Below are 20,656 nucleotides of genomic sequence, written 5' to 3'. Positions count from 1 at the left end.
ATAGCTTATCAATATCTCGATATTATTTGCGCTACTTTCCTTGTTTGACGGCAATTTATCTCATGTTTATCACCATTTTTAAAATGAGGACACGCCCTTAAATGAAGGGTTTATAGACAGACTATAGGGTGTTTTTATTAAACAAAAATGACATCGGTTGAAAGTAATATAAGTACTTATTTGCCAAATTATGCGTTATCCATTGGCTAATGGCTGGCTATTTATGATGTGCTAACCGCAAAAAATTCTATGCCATTACGTAGGTGCTGTTTCATACGCTCCAGCAACGGCGCAACCTTGATAGCTTTTATTATCATAAGTTAACGTCACCGTAAATTCATTCTGATAGCCATTATCATCGGTACAAATCTGGCTATTTATATTCATAATAATAGGTTTGCCGCTAACGGTACTCACGTATTCCACACCTTCGGCATAGGTCGAACGAGAGACAACGATGGTCGTTGGTTTCAAAAAATCTGCTTCAATGCTGAGTTGGTTGCCATTAATTACTGTGCGCCAACTTTTTTCTGTATTACCAAAAGCGGTGAATGCTGATAACGGTTCTTCGGTGCTGGATGGCTCCAAGCTTAGCTGTTCGTCAGCGTTCTCTTTTGTCGTATTGGTAATGACCGCTGTTGATTCTTTTGCCGTGGTTGGTTGATGACTACTACAAGCCATTAGTGAAAGACTGCTTGCTAAGCACAAAGTACTAAAAAACAAAGAACGCATCGCTTTTCCTTTAATATTTAAAAGAGAAAGACTTTGTGAGCGTCTTTCTTTATGGTTAGTTGAATAGCTGTATGAGCGAGTGATATCAAGCTCTGAGTGTACAGCAGACAGGCTTTGCAATCAGTGATAAGTGACGGAGATCCGCGACATTATATAAAATACAAACACGCCCTCTATATTAGTATTATTAATATAACATATGTATAAAATTTCACAGTACAGAACAAGATAAACTTGGTAGACTCTATAATCATAGAGATATTGATGACATAAATAGAAAAATTAGCGACTGACTTGAATATGAAGAAGCCACTTAAACAATAAGTGGCTTTTTTGTGCCTTGCAATGGCTGATAGTACAGCTATGCGCTCAATAAGCTGCATGATGTTATTGATAATAAAAAGAGAGCAGCGCTAAATGAGCACAAGGTTGTATCTACCAACGGCAAGCTAATTGTTGTTAATTAAAAGATACTGGTCAACAGATAATAAAACAAAACTTTTGTCATCATATTGTCATGATGGCATCGTATCCTTGAGCCCACTATAAATGGTGGTTGCGTATCACTGATGTCTTTATTCATTAAGTGATGCATTGATGATGGTAGATGCATCAATATAAGGTTTATCTATGAGTGTTGCTGGTCGGCTTGGTAGTATTTCCACACGCATGCTGATTATTCTAGCATTGGCTTTTTTACTAATTATCCTAATGGTGTACTGGGTCATCGAAACCCAAGCTAAGCCTCGTATACTGGAGATGACTTCAGAGACAGTGGTTGAAACGGGTAACGAAGCCATTAATAGCATTATGGCGAATATCAGCCATGTCGACGGACTGGCAAAGGCAGCCAGCGCGATGGCGGGCGGCTTGCCAAAAGAAGATAGTCTTTATAGAGAAACTTTTGGTAATCTCATGCAACAGACCGATCAACGGATTGTGGGCGGTGGCGTGTGGTTTGATCCAAATATGTATGCTCAAAACCGAGAGCGCCAGTCGTTTGTGTGGGCGCGGGATGACGCAGGCAACATGCAACCGTTAGAGCAGTATAATCAAGTGCGCCAAACGCCGAATCCCTATTATCGAGAGTGGTGGTACATTCCTGCGATGTACGCACGTCATGACCACTGTGTCTGGAGCCGTGCGTATGTTGATCCGCAAAGCAATCAGCCGATGATGACGTGTGCCAAGGCATTGTATGACAGTCGCAATCAGGCTTTTGATGGAGTGGTGAGTTTTAATCTGCTATTAGATAACCTCGATGAGGCTATGAAAAAGTGGCAAGATAAGCTGGGTGGTTATGTCTTTTTGGTAGACTTGGACAATCGGTTTTTGACCTTTCCTGATCAATCTATGGTCACGCAAGCGACTGAAGATAATCCCCAAGGCGAGATGGTAACCGCGCATCAATTGGCCGAGAAACATTCAAGCTTTGCCCCTATTGCGGACAGCTAGATAGCATTAACCAAACACTCATCGATGAGGCAGTTGCCAGAGATGAAAGTCGTTATACGCTCGCGGCACGTAGTATTTTGAGTACGACCAATCTGAATAAAATCAGCGAACAAGAATCCAAGTTGCTGTCAGCATTGCTGCTATTGAATATTGACCAAACGTTTAATCTGGTAGACAGTCACTTGATTGAGACCATCGCTGTGCCCAATGATTTTTTGCTGCAGCAGTCCGCCACCGCCTTTGTGTTTCGTATGCCATTTACCTATTGGAAGATGGTCGTCGTCAAGCCCAATAATGACATGATGAGCGTAGCAAATGCGTTGTCGAACCAGCTGATTCAAACCATGCTACTGGGTTTTATTCCTATCTTGTTGTTGACCGCGTGGGTGTTTCGCCGCTACTTTACACGACCGCTAAAGCACATGGCACTAGCAGTGGCTGATATGGGTGCATTAATTGAGCAAAAAAAATATCAACAATTAAGCGCCCTTAAACTGCCACACTCAAATGTCAGTGAGATTCAAATCATTAGCGAGCAGACCAATCAACTGATTGACCGCGTCGTCGAAAATGAAGGCGCACTTGCCGAAATCAATGTCCATCTAGAAAAACAAGTCGCTGCCCGCACCCAAGACTTGCAGCAAGCCATGGAGGAGTTAAAAGCCTCACAAGTGCATCTGGTGCGCTCCGAAAAAATGGCTACATTAGGTCAAATGGTGGCGGGCGTGGCGCATGAGGTCAACACACCGCTGGGATACGTGCGAAGTAATATGGAGCTGGTCGGTGATAATCTCGTGCGTTTTAATGAATTGCTACAGCATACCGATCAATTATTGCAGGCGTTAAAAGCGCCAACTATCAATCAAGAGCAAGTCAAGATACTGATAGAAGAGACTTTACAATGTTGCGAGGAAATCAAAGAAGATGAAGTCAGTGAAGATTTGGCAGATTTAATCAAAGATGGACTGTATGGCGTCGATCAAATTGCTGAACTGGTCGTCAGCTTGCGCGACTTTTCTCGACTAGACGAATCCAAAGTAAAAGATGTCGATATCAATGATTGCATCAATACCTCATTGATTATGGCTCGCAATAATTTAAAAACCTTAGACGTTAATACCAATCTAGCGGAGCTGCCGCTGATTCAATGTAATCCTTCACAAATTAACCAAGTATTACTAAACCTATTTAATAATGCCGCGCAAGCCATGCCGCCAGATCATAAAGGGACATTGCAAGTCAGCTCGTCTGTCGATGAGGCGCAGCAATATATCGTGGTACGCATTATAGACAATGGTGTCGGTATCGCAGAACCCATTTTAACGCATATCTTTGAGCCGTTTTTTACCACTAAAAAAGCAGGCGATGGCACAGGGTTAGGATTGGCTATTACGGCACAAATCATCGAACAACATAGTGGACGCATTGAGGTTAGCTCAGTCGTTGGCGCGGGCACGACGTTTACCCTCATGCTACCGATACAGTCTATCGTTCATGAAAAGAAACCTTCGCAAGCCTTATTTGAAAGTTGAGAGACTTCCAATAACTTATTTAAAGAGAGCGTCATGCAAAAACCAAAAATCGCTTTTATCGATGATGAGCCGCGTATCTTGCGTAGCTTAAAAATGCATTTTCGCCAGTCACATGACGTATTTATTACTACCGATGCCACTGAGCTAATGGAATATGTCAGCCAGAATGAAGTACAAGTGGTCATCAGCGACCAACGCATGCCAGATAAGCAAGGTACGGAAGTATTGAGTGACATCAAAGCAGCTTCACCAAATACTATTCGTATCTTGTTAACTGGTTATGCGGATCTGAATGCCGTGATGGATTCTGTGAATGAGGGCGAAATTTATCGCTATATCACTAAGCCATGGCAAAATGACGAACTCAAAAAAATTGTTAATAAAGCCACAGAAATTGCTCATCAAACGCAAGAAATCACGCAAAATTCTATTAAAAATGATGCAACTCAAAACCGTGTTAATAGTGGCACGGTTAGCAATCGCAATATATTGGTATTAGACGATGATGAGAGTGTCTATCAACAAATAAAAAGTCATTTTAAGAGCGCTTATACCGTGAGCTGGGCGAGTAACCTTGAAGAGGCCGCAAAGTTATTACAAAAAAAACGCTTTGGTGTCACGATTACAGATTCGACGCTCAATAAAGAAAATATTACGCCCATCGTTTATGCCTTAAAAAATATCCAGCCAGATCTGATGGTGCTGATGTTGACTGAATTCAAAGATGCCCATATGGTCATTAATTTAATTAATAGGGGTCAGGTATATCGCTGTCTACCACGTCCGACTAACTTCTCTATCATGAGTATCAGTCTTGATCGGGCTTTTGATCATCACGAAAGATTGGTGCAGCAGCCGATACTGGCAGCTCGTCATCATGTTGAAGAAGTGCCGGAGTCAGAGGCTTTTAACTTTTCTGAAAGGTTGAAAGGTTTCTTTGCTAAATTCAGAGGTTGGCGCATTAGTAGATAAAAAAATAGGGCACGCTAAAAATGCCCTATCTATGATCTAAACGTATCATTCTCCCTTATTTACATGAGAGACATTTTTATTGCTCGTGATTCATTTGCTCGTGATTCATTTGCTCAGGATTCATTTGCTCATGATTCATTTGCTCATGATTCATTTGCTCATGATTCATTTGCTCATGATTCATTTGCTCATGATTCATTTGCTCATGATTCATTTGCTCATGGTTCATTTGCTCATGGTTCATTTGCTCATGGTTCATTTGCTCATGGTTCATTTGCTCATGGTTCATTTGCTCATGGTTCATTTGCCCGTGTCCACCATGCATATTGGCCATGACCATCGGCACCGCTATAACGCTAAGCCAGATAGCATCATGATTGCGCCATTCACTTGCCTTAGGCGCAAACGCCCGATTTGATTGCGCATCCAGTTGACCGTTTCGTGCGTGGCGACGAGCATGGGTACGGTTCCTAGACCAAAGACAAACATTAACACGGCACCTGTGAGTGGGTCATGACCGACGACCGCAATAAGTAATGCGCCATAAACGAGACCACAGGGTAAAAATCCCCATAATAAACCTGCCGTCAATGCTCGAGGAAAGGTGTTTAAGGGGAAGACTTTCTGCCGCAGAGGTGATAAAGCTTGCCAAAAATGCATACCAAGACGTTCAAGCTTATTTAAAAAAGGCAACCCTAGCATGGTTAATCCTACAAATACCAAAACCAACCCTAGTAGAATGCGAGGTGTGCTATTGCCAACCATCAGAGGGGTTAATACCGTAGTGCCAATCACGCCAGCAATTAAGCCCAGTAGGCATAACTGAGTAAGCGCCCCAAATGGTAAGTCGCAATGAGACCGCGTTTTTTTGCTGGACTGGTTTCTTTCATCGATAGTCCGAATGCGGTGACGATACCGCCACACATACCCAAGCAATGTGGCGAACCAAAAAATCCCATTAAGAATGCTGCAATTAATAGTGCCATAGTCATGAAGGTGCTTCCTAAGATATAAAATAAATAAAATCCGTTGAAGGTTTAATCGTTATGCTAGTCAGTTAATGACCTATCTTAATGACACCTAAAACTTATAGTTGACACCCACATACAATGATCGTCCCGCGCCAGGAACGGCAGTACCCCAGTTAGAACCGCTACCTATTTCGCCATTCATCGACATGGTTTTGCCTTGACCCATGTATGCGCCCCCTAGAGGTAGGTCATAGTTTTTATCGAATACGTTATCGATACCAGCCTCAATCGCTACCTCTTTAAACTGATAGCCTGTACTGAGATTTAAGAGACCATAACCCGCCGTTTTAATTTCGTTACGAGGGGTTGAGATATCATTTTTAGCCGCGACGCCCACCACTTCGATTTGGTTTGTCCAACCGTTATTTTCCCGATTCAGGCAACACTGCCATTGAATGGCATGATGTTATATAAGTCTGAGCCGCTATCTTTATTTTTCCCCTTGGTATAGCTTAAGGAGCCTACTATATCCCAGTACCCCCAAGCATTTGCTGCCAGCTGCCGATTGGCTGAGATATCCATGCCATATATCTCAGCATCTTGGTTGGTATAGCGCAGCACATTATATTGATTCGCTGTTTGAGTGCTAGCTGCTGTGTTTGCCATGGGGTTCCACTGTACGACATCGACATAGTCATCAATTTTTGAATAGTAAGGAGTGGCTTTGATGCCCCAGCTATCATCAGCACCGCGCCAGTCTAAGGTGGCAGATAGGGTGTTGGATTTTTCTGGGCGTAGATTAGGATTACCAAAATAGCCATTGCCGTCACCAACGGTATTATTCATGATGGCCGCCATTTTCCAAGTGGACCAGGTATAGCGTTCATATAAGCTTGGCGTGCGTTCTTTGTGCGACAGACCTAAGGCTAGGTTTTTTTGTGAATCAATGTCGTAGCGCGCGAGTGCAGTAATATCAAAGTTGTTATCGGTGGTTTGGCGGTCACTGGCATTAAAGTTAGCGCTATCTCGCAGCTGATTGGTCATATTGTTTTGACCATCGATTTGATAGCCATGTACTTCATCAGCACTGGTACGTACGTTTTCATAGCGAGCGCCAAGCTGGGTGATCCAGTCAGATGAGATGTCTTTTTCCCATTCGCCATAGATACCGATGCGCTGACGCTGACCATTGTTGATATTTTGAAAGTCGTTTGGCGACATCATACCGTCGCCAGATGCCGCCCACGTATCATTGAGCGTGTAGTCTTGATATTCAGCACCTATATTGAGCGTGCTTTGATTGGTTAAATCAATAATACCTTTAAGATTGGCACCGATGGTCTCGCTACTGGTGTACATCGGCATACCTTTGGCATTACCATATAAGAACTGTTTGTCTTCCCCAAAATTCATATAGTGATCGACATCTTCATGATAGGCCTGTGCTTCTAACTGTCCCCAATTTAACTCGCTTTTGTAGCGCAAATTAATGCGGTCAAGCTGATTGTCGAGCATGTCCATCCGCTGATTTGGATATAACTCTTTTGGGACGTTTTGCCACAGATAAGTGCCTTGTAGCAGATGATTGCCGTTCTTATAAGCCACATCTACTGACTGGTTTTTGCTTTCATAGGCGGTTGAACCAACTTCGTCCTTCGCTAATGTTTTACCAGCGTTCCCTGTCTCTGTATAAGATTTAAAATCACCACCAGCTTTATAATTATCCGCCTGCGCAAAGCTGCCTTTATAGGTGAGGCTAAGCTGATCGTTTGCCGCTGTGGTAGATAAATTGGCACCATAAGCGTCACCATTACTACGATAAAATGTGCCAATTTCACCTGAAGTTAGTATTTCGCTATCCGTTGAAAACATAGGCTCTGCTGTTTCGACGACGATGGTGCCGCCAATGCTATTACCACCGACACTCACAGGCGTCACACCTGCATAAACGGTGGTCTTGTCTATAGCGCTTGGCGCAATATAAGACAAGGGTGAGTTCATACTGTTTGGACAGGAGGCGATTGAGTCAACGCCATCCACTAAGATACGCAGACGGTTGTCCGCCAAGCCTCTCATCACGGGCAAGTTTGAGATGCCACCGGCACTTTGGACATTTAGACCGGGTATTTTTGTCAGTATGGTGGCCGTATCACTGCTTGCCACTTGTTTACTGTTAAGAAGTTTTTGATCAAGGGTGGCGGCTGTCCCAAGTGCATTGGTACTAGAGCGCTTATCCGCTGCTGTCGCATAAACGACGATTTCTGGCAATTGAATATGTGGCTCATCATCAGTAGTAGGCATGTGCGCCTTTACGGTTGTGGAATCCGCATAAGCGCTACTGATATGCAATAAAGACAAAGCTAAAACACTTAGTTTTAAAATAGGTACAGCGTTTATTGATGAAGATAACATCTTACTTTCCTAGAAATTCGCAAAAATATTTTATGAAATCGGTTATTCAGTTTTTACCAAGAGGCAATGTAAGCCAAGCCATTTATGGACTTAGACTAAGCACTTGCCGAATATTTTCCGATATAAATAGATAGCATTTTGAGCACAGTTTTGAGCGCAATGTTTTAGGCAAGCGCATACAAGTGCCTCAATCAGAGCGTCAAATGAGCGCGTTGATTGAGAGCATTGTCACTAATGCTCTAGGGCGTGTCCTCAATTCAATCGATTACTTTCGAAATGAGCTAAAAATGGCTAAATTTTGCCAAACATCATCAAATAGCTTATTAATATCTCGATATTATTTGCGCTACTTTCCTTGTTTGACGGCAATTTATCTCATGTTTATCACCATTTTTTAAAATGAGGACACGCCCTAAAAATATCGGACTATAAATGTAGATAGTTATGTGGGTGTGACTGGAGGAGCGCGTGCGAGGGTCGTAAAAAATTACTAGGAGAGTAGGTATGTGAGCGATACAAAAACGTAACTGAGACAGTAGACAGCTCAATCAAAGCCGAGTCAGTATGTGTAAAAGCGACTGGCAATAGTGCCGCAGACATGGCAGTGCAAAGGTCACAGCCAGTGTATTTTACGGCATCAGGGTTAGATTCAGAGCTTGCAACCTTATCTTTGCTATATAAGGCTTCCTGTGAAGGTGCTGCGTCAACCGTTATGACTGGCTCAACGGTCGTAGGCGATGCTAAAGATAAGGATGTATTATGATGAAGTAAATGACGAGCGGCACTATCAATGGGTATGTTGTGATTCGTTTGCGCAATATCAGTCTGTATTTGCTCATACTGCTTAGCTGCCGATACAATCGGTGCAAGCTCTGCACAGATACCATGACCTAAGTGGGCATTATCATCCCACAGAGGTGTGAGCAACAGCGTGATATGCATGATCCAAGCAAAACATGCGACCAACATGCCGAACCACATCGTTACCGGTGATGAATATCGTAAAACAAGCTTACGGCGCTTAGTAGACATGATAGGGTCATCGTATTACCAGCATGCTGATGATGCATAGGTAACATTTATAAGTAAGGAGGTGTGCTAACTTAAAACGTCAGTTTAAAGCATTTTAGAAAGAATACTTAACAAAATAGACATTATTATTAACAATGCCATTCTAAGACAAGGGGTATGCTCTTTACAAGTCTTGTATAGAGATATATCGGGCATTCTAGAGAAATCGGTCACAGCGTCGTCATGTTTGCCCAGCCTGCTATTCGCCGTACTATTATTTGCCGTATTATCCTTTGCTGTACCTATTCATCTTGTACTGAAAAGACTATATGACTGAAGTAGCTAGACGATAGCCAAACAAATGGGAAAGAGCTAATAAGACCCAGCGGAAAAGATAGGCTAATGTAATGCGGAGTGCGATTTTTTGTTTTACGCGACCAATATTGATGGTGCTAGCGACTTAAAAATAGTGAAATTTTTCGGTAAAAAAGAACAATTTAACAACTATTGCTCTCTATACTGTTTTTCTCGATGATATCGATTTTTCTCTCTAATTCTATAATCTGTAACTTACAGCTCTTATAGTGATCTTCTTGATTGCCCTCTATATCCTTAAGGGTTCTTTGATAGATACGGTCATACAGTGAGGTTAGGGCTTTTTTAATTGCTTTGATTTCTTTCGAGGATAAATCCATTTGCTTATCAAAATCAGGTGCTTTTATTTTTGCACATAGCTCAAAAAGTGTGAGATTAAAATCTTGATAGTATTGCTGCACTGAGTTTTCTTTTGATTGATCGCTATATTGGATGTTTTTTTTCATCAGAATGAGCAAAGCACTATCAATCAAGTTTTTTTCATAATCTGTCAAACATAAGTAATGGTTCATTACATTGATTCTCAGTTATTTCAAAATTGCTATTCAGAAGACCATAAGTGTGGCTACTTTAAAAAAATCCCAAACCCAGCGACTCTTGCAAAATACTTATCTAGCCTGCTTAGTTTGGTCTTCACTTTTTAAAAGACTTTATTGTGATGCGGCATATCGTCAATGGCTTTGAATAATCAACGCATTTTATAGGGTGAAAATGAAAGTATCGTGACAACGTCTACGTTTGATAAAAAATATGCCAAAGCGAGTCATCATAATCTATATATAAGATATCTTTTCATTCGCTATTACTTGCCCGTCTAGAAAAGCGCCAATATGACGCTTATAGCGTACCACTTAAGAAACCTTCCCTCATTAAGGTTACCTTTCTTTAATCTTCATAAATCTACTTAACGTTTGAATCATTTATCATTCTCGTTGTCGATAGAGCAAATTTTTATCACGTGAATGCTTTACTTGATATTGAGTAAGGCAGTTTCAACCACAACTCATAACTAATATGACTTTATACGAGAAAAAATAATGAAAAAAATAATGATAAGTTCAATTTTAGCCATTACTGCTTGCTTCACAATGGTTAGCCAAGCAAGTGCTGCGCCGCAAATTGCTAAACATCATGTTGTTAAAGTGAAGCATCAAAAGGTCAATGCAAAGTTTGATAATAAACATCAGCATGTTAAAAAAAAGGCAGTAGTGTCAAAGCATCAATCAAAAAAACCAGCGGCTCATCTCAAAGCAAAAAGCAAATATCAAGCTAAGCATAATCATGGACATCGTTCTTAATCGTTCAGCTTACTGATATAAAAATAGCGCCCATACTAGGCGCTATTTTTTGTTTCGTTGTTATGTAATAAGTGCTATGTGACGAAAGCTATGTAACAAGGCTATATGATAAAGGGCATGTCACCAAGATAATAGCTACTGACTGTTTAAAGTAACCGTCTTACTACTACCATTACTACTAGGCTGACTCAGTGTCACTTTGCTTGCTAAGATATCGCCTTTGGCATTGATCTTGTAGCATTCTGATGAAGTGCCTGCAGGGTCAAAGCTGAGTAATAGATTGCTTGAGGTTTCTATACAGAACCATGCGGTATTATTCGTATCACGCGACAAAGACCAGTCTTGGTTATAAGTCCCTATCTTGTTACGCATGCTGCTATCGGCATAGACATTTTCCGTCAGTAGCTTACTAGAAGCGCCCACCGTCGCCATTTTAGGAATGGTGGTCGTCTGGTTAGATAGTGAGTATTTACCTGTACCGTCTGTAAAACCATGGAATATCAGTGGATTCAGGGTGAAGTAATTGATAGCGACTGATTGATTGGTGATTTGATTATTCATCTTATTAATGGTGTTTATTTCGGTACCTTGTACAGACTTATTATTAAATACCATACTGCCCTTAGGCGTCACTTGAATCTCTGCTGACACGCTTTGACTGCCGACAACCGCAACTAATTTATCACTGCGTTGTTTGGTATAGATGTTGAGCATGGCAGTCTCAACAGGGTATTGAGTGACGATACCATTGACATTATTGTTTTGACCCGTATTCCCTGTCATTCCACCAGCACAAGCGCTTAAACCCAGTGCTGCTGCAATACATAAACTTAGTGTCTTCATTATTTTGTCCTCAACTTTTAAATGTATGATTCGATATCTACTATAATCGAATTTTTAAACAATGACATCTGCTAACTGTCTTAGACTTTGCTATTTTTAGTCCGCCCATACCAACGGTACTTCGTGCAGACACATCCTAGTTATGATTTGGATTTATAATAAAAATTATTTGGTTGAGAAAACCTGCAGGCAACAAAAAAGCCGGACAACTTAAATTGTCTGGCTTTTTGTGCAGTATTTCTTATCAAGTGTTCTAGTTAGCTAACCTTTACCCATCAATCTATAGTCGCGATACTGCTACCGCTTAGAACTTCGACCTTTTGCAGGGCGCTTACCATTTGTAGCAGGTTTGCCATTGCCCACAGCCTTCTTGCCATTACCAAAAGGACGTCTATCTTTACCTTTAGAACCCGCTAGTTTTCTAGCATCATCCTTGGCGTATTTCTTGTTGCCTTTGCTGCCCCCGCTGATTTTGAAGACGTTTTTGTCTTTGATGAATCATCAGTACGAGCATTTTTTCGTGGCGCATTACGAGATTTCTTGCCCGGATTACTGGCATCTGAAGAAGAACCTTCTATGGACTTAAGTAAAACAGACAACTCTTTTTCGGTTAAATCTCGCCAGTCTCCAACGGGAGTACCTTTAAGACTGACATTCATAATCCGCGTACGCTCAAGCTTCACCACTTCATAGCCAAAATGCTCACACATACGACGAATTTGACGGTTTAAACCCTGCACTAGCGTGATGTTAAACACGGTGGGTGCCACCTTAGTAACTGGGCATTTCTTGGTCATCTTCCCAAGCATTGGCACGCCACCAGCTAAACCCTCAATAAAACTATCCGTTATCGGCTTGTTCACCGTCACCAAATATTCTTTCTCGTGGTTATTACCTGCACGAAGTACCTTATTAACCAGATCGCCATTACTGGTCAAAAAGATTAAACCCTGAGAGTCTTTATCCAACCGTCCAATTGGAAAAATACGTGTACTATGTCGAACGAAATCAACGATATTATCTTTTTCTGAAGCTTCTGTAGTGCTCACAATACCCACGGGTTTATTCAAGACAATAAACACAAAATCATCCGCCTCTCGCGGCTCAATGAGTTGCCCGTTGACTTTTACCGTATCTCCAGCAACCACTTGATCGCCTACTTGAGCACGCTTACCATTGATGTATACATTACCTTGTTCAACAAAGCGGTCAGCGTCTCGCCTGGAGCAAATACCGCTTTCGCTGATGTATTTATTTAAACGAGTTGAGGAAGCGTTAAACATAAAGCACCGTTTTACCTGATAAGAAGCATTTTTTTTACTAAGAAAAAAGCCTAAATTAAAGGGGTTATCAACAAAGAGATGGCTCACATTATATAGGAAATTCAATATCCATTTCGGGAGAGAAGGGCAAAACCTTAGAAATATATTCAGTATCGTATTTGCGCCTATTAAAATCAATATTATCCCAATTTTGTTTCTACGGATTTGACGGCAGGGGTCAGTCATACTTTATTCACTGATTTTTATCGCAAGCTGAGTACTAAGAAATGGGCAATGATGACCAAGTGTTCTATAGACCAGTACTACGAAGTATCAATGACTTGATAGAGAAGGGGATGTTAGAAAAATATGATGCTTCTGGGCGTAGTACAAATTACGAGGTTGCCTTGTGAACAAACTTGCTAGGGGTTTGAATTTTACTGTCCAGTTGGTTAGTTAGACTCTCTCAAGCTAGTTTCTACAGGATTGATAGCATAGGTAAAGGATAACCAAGCTGAGTACATTTCAAAAAATGTATCATGTGCATGTGCTGAATTGGTAAAGATAAGCGATGTAAACTCACTGCGATTATCTATGTAAATTTGCTGTGAATAGTTGCAGTATCGAATGAAAGGCTTATTAAAACAGCACATTCAGGTTTCTTATTATCATTATTATGCCACTGATAACCATTAGCATGAGTAGCATTATTCTAAACTGACTAATACTCATACCGGCCAAAAAGCGTTTGCCGATGATATTGCCAATAACGGCACCTAATCCTAAAACAATGCCATATACCAGAGCTTGACGGTGAATATACCAAAAAAAGAATAGCTGCCGATTTGTACCATACCTACAAAAAAAGAATTAGCCGTTTTGGTAGCAATAAGGTTTTCTTTTTCTAGTCCAGCATTCATATAAAAAGGGTTAAGTATAGGGCCGAGACCGCCCACTAATGTGCTCATGAAAGCAATCATAAAGCCCAAAGGTATAAAACCTGCTTTTGGCATATCAAAAGTTTTATTTACCTTACCAAACTTATATTGGAATATAGTAGACACCAAAAACACGCCAACCAATAACTGAATCCAGACAGCATCTAAACGACTAAAAACAAATGCTGCTAGCCACACACCTACAATGGCACTTGGTACGTAATATTTGGTCAACGACCAATCAATATCATTCCAGAATAGATATAGTCGAGATGTATTGCTAATCAAAGTAGCCAAATTGATCACAGGTGGTGCAACCGCTGTCCCTATCATCCAAGAAGTGGCTGGTATCAGTAACATGGCACCGCCACCACCCGATATAGTAGAGATGATAAAAGCGGCCATGCCAGCGAAAAACAAGCCTACTAAATGCCAACTTGGGATGGATTGTAGTAAATCTAAAACAAGGAGCACTATAAAATCCTATTTCATGAGTGACATCAAGTGGTAGTAGTCAACTAAATCTGGCTAACTGATAAGAGGTTTTATTAGAGTAGCATTTTCATTCCTCTAGCAATTTCAACGCGTTCATTGAAAGTATCGGGTGTAACTATTTTCTAAAAAAATGGTGGTCATACATAGAGTATAACCACCACCGGAGAAGTATTTTGAGAACAGAGTAACTAAAACTTAAATAGCAGGCTTAAATTTTCTACGGTAGATACTACGTATAACTGGCATGAATACCATCAAAATAGCCAACAACCATAGCACTACTGTGATAGGGCTGCTCCATAAGATACTAAGCTCGCCTTGAGAGATAGATAGGGCTCGTCTTAAATTAGACTCCATGAGCTCACCCAATACATAGCCCAAAATAAGCGCTGATAAAGGGAAGTTTAGTTTACGTAAGAAGTAACCGAAGACACCAAGTGCCACCATAAATACCAAGTCAAAAGTCGTGCTATGGATAGAATATACGCCAACGAAACTGACCGCAGCAATGGCTGGTATCAAGATGTAGTTTGGTACATCAAGCAGTTTAGCGAACAAACCTACCAAAGGGATGTTCATGATTAGCAAAATAACGTTACAGATAAATAATGAGGCAATCAGACCCCATACGATATCTGGCTGCTCAGTAAATAACTGTGGACCCGGTGTGATGTTATATAACGTCAACGCACCCATCATACTGCTGTCGTACCAGAACCCGGCACACCTAGCGTCAACATTGGCACAAATGAGCCACAAGCTGAGGCATTATTTGCTGCTTCTGGCGATGCAACACCGCGAAGATCACCATCACCAAAGGTTCCAGTATCACCAGCGATTTTACGTTCACTAGCATAAGTCATTGCACTGGCAATCGTTGCGCCTGCACCTGGTAAGATACCAACAACAAAGCCCATTAGACCACTACGTAGCATGGCTCCAAAAGCAAAAGTAAACTCTTTAAAGTTTAATAGACTGCGCTTACCTTGTTCAATAACCTTGTGTCCCGTCGTGGTTTTTTCGAGCAAGATTAGAATTTCACTCACACTAAAGAAACCAATCACAATGGTAGTAAATTGAATGCCATCAGACAGATTAACCGAATCAAAGGTAAAGCGGTAAATACCAGTAACAGCATCAACCCCAACAGTTGCTAGACCAAGACCAATCAACGCGGCAATACCCGTTTTAACTGGCTGATCACCTACCAAACCACTGAGGCAGGTAATAGCAAATACCATCAGTACAAAGTATTCAGCAGGTCCAAATGAGATTGCCCATTTGGCTAATAACGGCGCAAATAGCACCACACCGATTGTCGCGATAGTGGCACCGACGAAAGAGCTGACAGCAGATAAAGACAGTGCAATACCAGCCTTGCCTTGTTTTGCCAATGGATAGCCATCCAAAGTCGTCATAATGGCGCCAGCATCACCGGGTACGTTAATAAGAATGGCAGAAATACGACCACCATATTCACAGCCAAGATAAACGGCTGCTAGCAAAATGAGCGCACTCTCAGGCGGTAAACCAAGCGCAAAAGCGAATGGCAGTAATATCGCTACACCATTAATCGGGCCAAGACCCGGCAACATGCCCACAATCGTACCTAAAAAAGCTCCGATGAGTGCCAGCAGTAAGTTTTGGGGGTAGATGCAACAGCAAAGCCATGCATCAAAAAATCAAAAGTATCCATATTGGCTATCCTATTATCCCTGACAACAATCCGAGTGGTAATTTGACATCTAAAAATAGGTCAAATAAGACATATAAGCCAATACTGATTAACACTGAAAAGATAAAACTCTTTAGAGGATTACCTGCAAACAGTAAACCTACGGCGAAAGACATCAGAATAGTGGCAAGAATAAAGCCAATACTTCAAAAATGAGACCATAGACCAATAAGGCAAGCGCACATAAAATAAGATTACGGATGATCGTTTTATTTAAACCCAATTCAATCGCTTTAGTAAAACTGGCGGGACGAAAAGCAACGACTAAGCAGCCAAAGGCAAGCAGGGAAAAGATTAAAATAGGGTAAGGACGAGGACCAATTGGGTCATAAGCAATAGGGGCAACATAACCAATGGCTAAGTATATTAAGAATATACTGACCAGTGCCATCAGCCCGGAAAACAAACGTTCCATTGTCATAAGGAGCATTCCTTGAATTTTGGAGCAAAAGGCTGACAGATAGATATCCTGCCAGCCCTTTGAGAAATACCAAAATATTTGATATTCAATTGCTAAAGGTTATTAAATCTCAACGTAACTATTTGGTTGGTGCTGCTTCAACAAGACCATATTCAGCAGATAACTCGCGTAGTTCGCCCGTACGTTTATAAACGTAGCTTGTAGCTCATCGCCAGTCATAGAGAAAGGCAGCAATTCTTGTTGCTCACGTATTTCAGCGAATTTCGGATCAACAAGCATCTTATCGAAAGCCTCTTTCCACCAGTTATAAGCACTAGGGCTTACGTCTGGACCCATGTAGTAACCACGAACGACTGGCCACGTCACATCATAACCTTGCTCTTTCGCAGTAGGAATATCGGTCATCGTGCCGCCCAATCTTTCATCTGAAAATACTGCTAATACACGTAATTTACCTGCATTGGCTTGCGGCATAATCTCAGCAATACCAGCACTGACAACAGTAATATGATTGCCCATCACCGCTGTGATCGCCTCGCCGCCACCTTCCATGGCAACATAAGTCATGTCACTAGGCTTGACACCGATGGCTTTGGCTAAAATAGCGGTTTGCATCCAATCTTGACCGCCAACACTACCGCCAGCACCAAAGCTGATCGCTTTTGGATCTTTTTTGAGCTCAGCAACTAAGCCGGCCAAATCTTTAATAGGAGAGTCTGCATTGACCGCGATAGCGCCATAATCAGTACCAACACCCGCGAGCCATTTCACATCTTTTTCAGTGAACTTACCAAATTTACCTTGCGATAAATTAAGGATAGAGCCGGTAGAGAAGGCAATAATTGCATCGCCATTGTCCCGATCATTGGCAACGATTTTGTTATAAGCAACCGCGCCGACGCCACCTGGCATATAGGTGACACGCATAGGATCTTTTAAGATGCCAGTATCTCTTAAGCCAGCTTGGGCAAGCTTACAAGTCAAGTCAAAGCCGCCGCCCGGTTTGGCAGGCGCAATACATTCTGGACGTGAAGGGGCAGTGAGCTCAGTTGAGCCATCTGCGGCAGTCGCATCTGTACTGGCAGTTTCGTTTGCATTGTTACAAGCGGTCAAAGCTAGGACAGACAGGCCAAGAGCCAGATAGGATAGTTTTTTCACACGACACTCCTTGTGTGTATTTTACAGTAAAATTCAATAGAATTTTGGCCAAAATATAAAGTTATTACAGGTGAAGGTAGCATTCGATTAATGTGTCTCATTAACTTCATAAACGTATGCTTTTCATTACTATGCAAAAGTAACAGAATATTTTAAAAATAACAAGAAACATATGTATGTATATATGAATTTTATAGTAATATATTAAATTGAAGGCGGCATAAGGTCTCCTGTTATAGCAATATGCAGGATGAATAAATGATATTGATTTCTTCGAAAAAAATATTTAAATTAATTAAAACAAATAGATAAGATGATTTGGTGATGGCGAAGATTATTGAGACATCCTAAAAATAACGTTGATATCAGTACCATTACGAGGCTATGACAACGATTTAAGAAGTTATGAATTTAGTGAGAAAAATAGATATATTGGGATCAAAATATAGTAAGCATATTTAAAAATATTAAAAAATCACGGTATATTTTACCTATGAGAAGTTAAAATATCAGCTGGATAAGTAAAATTGCGAGTATTCCGATACCAATATCTAAGGGCACTGCCTTGAATAGTAGCGCATTAAAAAGCTTGTCTTTGTTTATAACGACTTGAGAAGCGCCTAACATCAGACTACCTCCTGATGAGAAAGGCGAGAGTGATGAGCTTTGCGCCCCCACAACAATACAGGTAAATAGTAATAAAGGGCTCAGTCCAGAGGCAACTGCTAGGGGCAGGACCATAGGAAATAAAGTAGGGGCGACTACCCCGAGCGTACTAGCAAATATTGACATAATGGCGCTAATAACAAAGACTAAAATCGGTATCATCCAGATAGGTACATTGGTACTTAGCCATTCTGTCAGATCATAAATAACGCCTATTTCTACTCCGAGGCTGATTAACATACCAACACCACAAATCATAATGAGGGTATTCCAAGGTATTAGAGCAATCACTGCTTTTTCATCGCCTAATTTTAAAAATAAGCTCACTAAAGCAAAAAATATGGCGATAAAACCAATGTCAATCCGAGCGTTCAAAAACTGAATCGCTGATACTTGTGGCATGAGTAGATTTAAAATGGGCACGATAAGTACAATAGCCATCATAATAAAGATCAGTATAAGAGACTGTTTTTGTTTACTGTTAAAGGGTTCTGGTATGGTCGTCTGAATCGATATTTTGCTATTTTTGGTATTGATAAAGCTATAAGCACCCAATACAATCATAGGCATGATAAAAGTGACAGCGAACACCCCTAACACATAAGTAAAGGTATTGTCATTTGCGACGCCTGCGCCGCGCATCAGCTCTCTAAAAATAACACCGCTTTGTGAGGTGATAAAGTTAGCACCCGCTAAGGCACCATAGTTCACCGATAAAGTAGCAATGACAAGATTCAAGTTAGTGCGTTTAGACAACAGCAGGATCATTGGTGCCATCGTCGCTAAGACGGTGTAATAGCCGGCTCCTAGGCCTGCAATAATCGTGGCAACAAGGAAAATAACCAAAGGTAAGAATGCGGGAAAGTGACGGCACTTATAGATTAAATGATTAGATAGCTTCTCTAAAGCACCGTTAGCTAGGGGAAAGTTATAGAAAAGCGTCACTGCAAAAATAACAAAGAAAATTTTGAGAGGCCATAGCTCAACAATTTCATGTGCCTTCATCCCCATACCGAAACAACCGATCAGATATGAAAATGCAATAGCAAATAGGCCAATATTAATCTTAGTGGTATAGCCCAAAATGATACATATCACGATGGCGGCGAGAATATAAAGAGTCACGACTACTCCTTGACCTTAACTGTATGAGTTCTATAAAAAACCATAGCAGTTTTTACAGAGTAAAGAGCATTGCGCTAATATTGACGGATAGCTTTTTATATCAGAAGCTCATCTGAGCTTTAAAAGCGTATCATTGAGTGGAATGATAGCAAAAAAATTGGCGTTAATTAGGAAAGATTAATCATAAAAATATAATAATGCTTTAATATTAATGTGATACCTATCGAATGCGCTGAAAGCTTAAGAGAAGTTGATCAGGGATAACGTGGTTTTACAGCAATGGCAGTGCTTGACGAGATTGAAACAGTTAATAAAAACCTTTCCAATGTGGTGAAAAAAATGCTAAATAATTTCAAAGAATTTAAAATGCCACGTTATGAGCAAGTGCGATGGCATATACAGACGTTACTGACAGAGAGTAAGTGGGATGAAAACACGCCCTTACCGACGGAACAGGAATTTGCAGATAAGTATGAAGTATCTGTAGGAACTGTCCGAAAAGCTGTCGAAAAATTGGTAGAAGATGGGGTGTTAATAAAGCAGCAAGGCAAAGGCACCTTCTTAAAACGTCCAGATTTTGCAAGCTCATTATTAAGGTTTTTTAAGTTTCGTGATAAAGATGCCCGCTATGTCACACCGACGGGCATAATTAAAAAAATCATGGTTGTAGACGGTATTGATGACATTAATAAAAAACTAAATATAGGTAAAAACAAAGCGCTCATTTATATAGAACGTACGCGTATGGTTGAAGACAGAGTCTTGTTAAGTGAAAAGATTTGGTTACCTAAGAGTCGCTTCCAAGCCTTTGTAACCCTAAATCCTGAAGATTTCGAGAATCTTCTCTATCCGTTTTACTATACAAAGTGTGGTCAATTCGTATCGTCTGCTGTAGAGACGCTGTATTTTATAACCGATCACAGTGATGATTATCTGGCAACAATAAGCAAGAAAACTTAGTTAAGGTATGCCGCATTGCGAAGAATCTAGAAGGCGATCCTATCGAATATAGAGAATCATATGGACTGGCAGAAAAATTCAGTTATGAGATTAATATTATTTAGCGGTCTATCAAAGTAGTGGTCAACTCATTCAGATTATTTGCAAAGGGGTTACGCAATTAATAATATGTAAAACTGATACAGTGTTTATAACAACTTTATTTAAGGGGCTGTCCTAGATAAGTAAAATAATCTAGGATAGTCATATGAGAAAGAGTAGATTAAGTTGGTACAAACAAACTAAGCTTCTCAAA

16 protein-coding genes and 4 pseudogenes are annotated in these 20,656 nt (G+C 40.8%); 5 read left to right on the top strand and 15 right to left on the bottom strand.

The features are described 5' to 3' along the window. Positions 1 to 255: 255 nt before the first annotated feature. Positions 256 to 732 (bottom strand): hypothetical protein, encoded by a 477-nt coding sequence (locus TT12_RS11695; protein ID WP_201605031.1) that lies wholly within the window; start codon positions 730 to 732, stop codon positions 256 to 258. A gap of 630 nt (positions 733 to 1,362) precedes the next feature. On the opposite strand from TT12_RS11695, the gene TT12_RS17610 reads away from it, so the two are divergent. The 3 genes from TT12_RS17610 to TT12_RS11685 all read left to right on the top strand — a co-directional run bounded on the left by TT12_RS17610 (position 1,363) and on the right by TT12_RS11685 (position 4,691). Next, positions 1,363 to 2,187 carry a PDC sensor domain-containing protein gene (locus TT12_RS17610; RefSeq protein ID WP_243443647.1) on the top strand — a complete coding sequence of 275 codons (825 nt, stop codon included), beginning with the start codon at positions 1,363 to 1,365 and terminating at the stop codon, positions 2,185 to 2,187. Positions 2,188 to 2,264: 77 nt separating this feature from the next. Further along, a complete protein-coding gene (locus tag TT12_RS17605; RefSeq protein WP_243443646.1) occupies positions 2,265 to 3,719 on the top strand; it encodes a sensor histidine kinase in 1,455 nt (484 codons plus the stop codon). 33 nt (positions 3,720 to 3,752) lie between these two features. Then, entirely contained in the window at positions 3,753 to 4,691 is a 939-nt protein-coding gene (locus tag TT12_RS11685) for a response regulator (protein WP_045455070.1), read from the top strand. 76 nt (positions 4,692 to 4,767) lie between these two features. Here the strand turns inward: TT12_RS11685 and TT12_RS17600 are convergent, their stop codons facing one another. From TT12_RS17600 to TT12_RS11665, 6 genes and pseudogenes are all read right to left on the bottom strand, one after another. Continuing rightward, positions 4,768 to 5,025: a hypothetical protein gene (locus TT12_RS17600; protein ID WP_243443645.1), complete on the bottom strand. Its 258-nt coding sequence runs from the start codon at positions 5,023 to 5,025 to the stop codon at positions 4,768 to 4,770. Between the two features lie 14 nt (positions 5,026 to 5,039). After that, positions 5,040 to 5,617 (bottom strand): annotated as a pseudogene (locus tag TT12_RS17595) (sulfite exporter TauE/SafE family protein). 154 nt (positions 5,618 to 5,771) lie between these two features. Next, positions 5,772 to 6,062 (bottom strand): TonB-dependent receptor, encoded by a 291-nt coding sequence (locus TT12_RS18585; protein ID WP_207804065.1) that lies wholly within the window; start codon positions 6,060 to 6,062, stop codon positions 5,772 to 5,774. Between the two features lie 35 nt (positions 6,063 to 6,097). Further along, positions 6,098 to 8,074 carry a TonB-dependent receptor plug domain-containing protein gene (locus TT12_RS11675; protein WP_207804064.1) on the bottom strand — a complete coding sequence of 659 codons (1,977 nt, stop codon included), beginning with the start codon at positions 8,072 to 8,074 and terminating at the stop codon, positions 6,098 to 6,100. Positions 8,075 to 8,500: 426 nt separating this feature from the next. Continuing rightward, positions 8,501 to 9,106: a hypothetical protein gene (locus TT12_RS11670; RefSeq protein WP_207804063.1), complete on the bottom strand. Its 606-nt coding sequence runs from the start codon at positions 9,104 to 9,106 to the stop codon at positions 8,501 to 8,503. Positions 9,107 to 9,582: 476 nt separating this feature from the next. Continuing rightward, positions 9,583 to 9,933 (bottom strand): hypothetical protein, encoded by a 351-nt coding sequence (locus tag TT12_RS11665; RefSeq protein WP_193216949.1) that lies wholly within the window; start codon positions 9,931 to 9,933, stop codon positions 9,583 to 9,585. Between the two features lie 564 nt (positions 9,934 to 10,497). On the opposite strand from TT12_RS11665, the gene TT12_RS11660 reads away from it, so the two are divergent. After that, complete coding sequence (locus TT12_RS11660; RefSeq protein ID WP_045455060.1) at positions 10,498 to 10,758, top strand: hypothetical protein; 261 nt, start codon at positions 10,498 to 10,500, stop codon at positions 10,756 to 10,758. 135 nt (positions 10,759 to 10,893) lie between these two features. Here the strand turns inward: TT12_RS11660 and TT12_RS11655 are convergent, their stop codons facing one another. From TT12_RS11655 to TT12_RS11625, 8 genes and pseudogenes are all read right to left on the bottom strand, one after another. Beyond that, positions 10,894 to 11,601, bottom strand: coding sequence for a hypothetical protein (locus TT12_RS11655; protein ID WP_045455056.1), 708 nt, complete (start codon positions 11,599 to 11,601; stop codon positions 10,894 to 10,896). 413 nt (positions 11,602 to 12,014) lie between these two features. Continuing rightward, a complete protein-coding gene (gene rluF, locus TT12_RS11650; RefSeq protein ID WP_045455053.1) occupies positions 12,015 to 12,884 on the bottom strand; it encodes a 23S rRNA pseudouridine(2604) synthase RluF in 870 nt (289 codons plus the stop codon). Positions 12,885 to 13,645: 761 nt separating this feature from the next. Beyond that, positions 13,646 to 14,275, bottom strand: coding sequence for a sulfite exporter TauE/SafE family protein (locus tag TT12_RS11645; RefSeq protein ID WP_243443644.1), 630 nt, complete (start codon positions 14,273 to 14,275; stop codon positions 13,646 to 13,648). Positions 14,276 to 14,491: 216 nt separating this feature from the next. Further along, positions 14,492 to 15,992: pseudogene (locus tag TT12_RS11640) on the bottom strand (tripartite tricarboxylate transporter permease). A 5-nt stretch (positions 15,993 to 15,997) separates the two neighbouring features. Beyond that, positions 15,998 to 16,147, bottom strand: a complete 150-nt coding sequence (locus tag TT12_RS17590) for a hypothetical protein (RefSeq protein ID WP_243443643.1) — start codon at positions 16,145 to 16,147, stop codon at positions 15,998 to 16,000. Further along, on the bottom strand, positions 16,147 to 16,452 hold the full coding sequence (locus TT12_RS11635; RefSeq protein ID WP_243443642.1) for a hypothetical protein: 306 nt from the start codon (positions 16,450 to 16,452) through the stop codon (positions 16,147 to 16,149). Before TT12_RS11635 ends, TT12_RS17590 begins: the two co-directional genes overlap by 1 nt. Positions 16,453 to 16,570: 118 nt before the next feature. After that, positions 16,571 to 17,610 (bottom strand): annotated as a pseudogene (locus TT12_RS11630) (Bug family tripartite tricarboxylate transporter substrate binding protein). Positions 17,611 to 18,111: 501 nt separating this feature from the next. Beyond that, the gene (locus TT12_RS11625; protein WP_045455050.1) at positions 18,112 to 19,401 is read right to left on the bottom strand and encodes an SLC13 family permease; all 1,290 of its coding nucleotides are present in this window, start codon (positions 19,399 to 19,401) and stop codon (positions 18,112 to 18,114) included. A gap of 339 nt (positions 19,402 to 19,740) precedes the next feature. Between TT12_RS11625 and TT12_RS11620 the strand changes: the two are divergent. Then, positions 19,741 to 20,465: pseudogene (locus TT12_RS11620) on the top strand (GntR family transcriptional regulator). Positions 20,466 to 20,656: the final 191 nt, after the last annotated feature.

This window comes from Psychrobacter sp. JCM 18903 (assembly GCF_000586475.1).
Lineage (GTDB): Bacteria > Pseudomonadota > Gammaproteobacteria > Pseudomonadales > Moraxellaceae > Psychrobacter.
The sequence above is the reverse complement of the archived record's forward strand: the minus strand, read 5'-3'. Positions and strand labels throughout refer to the sequence as shown.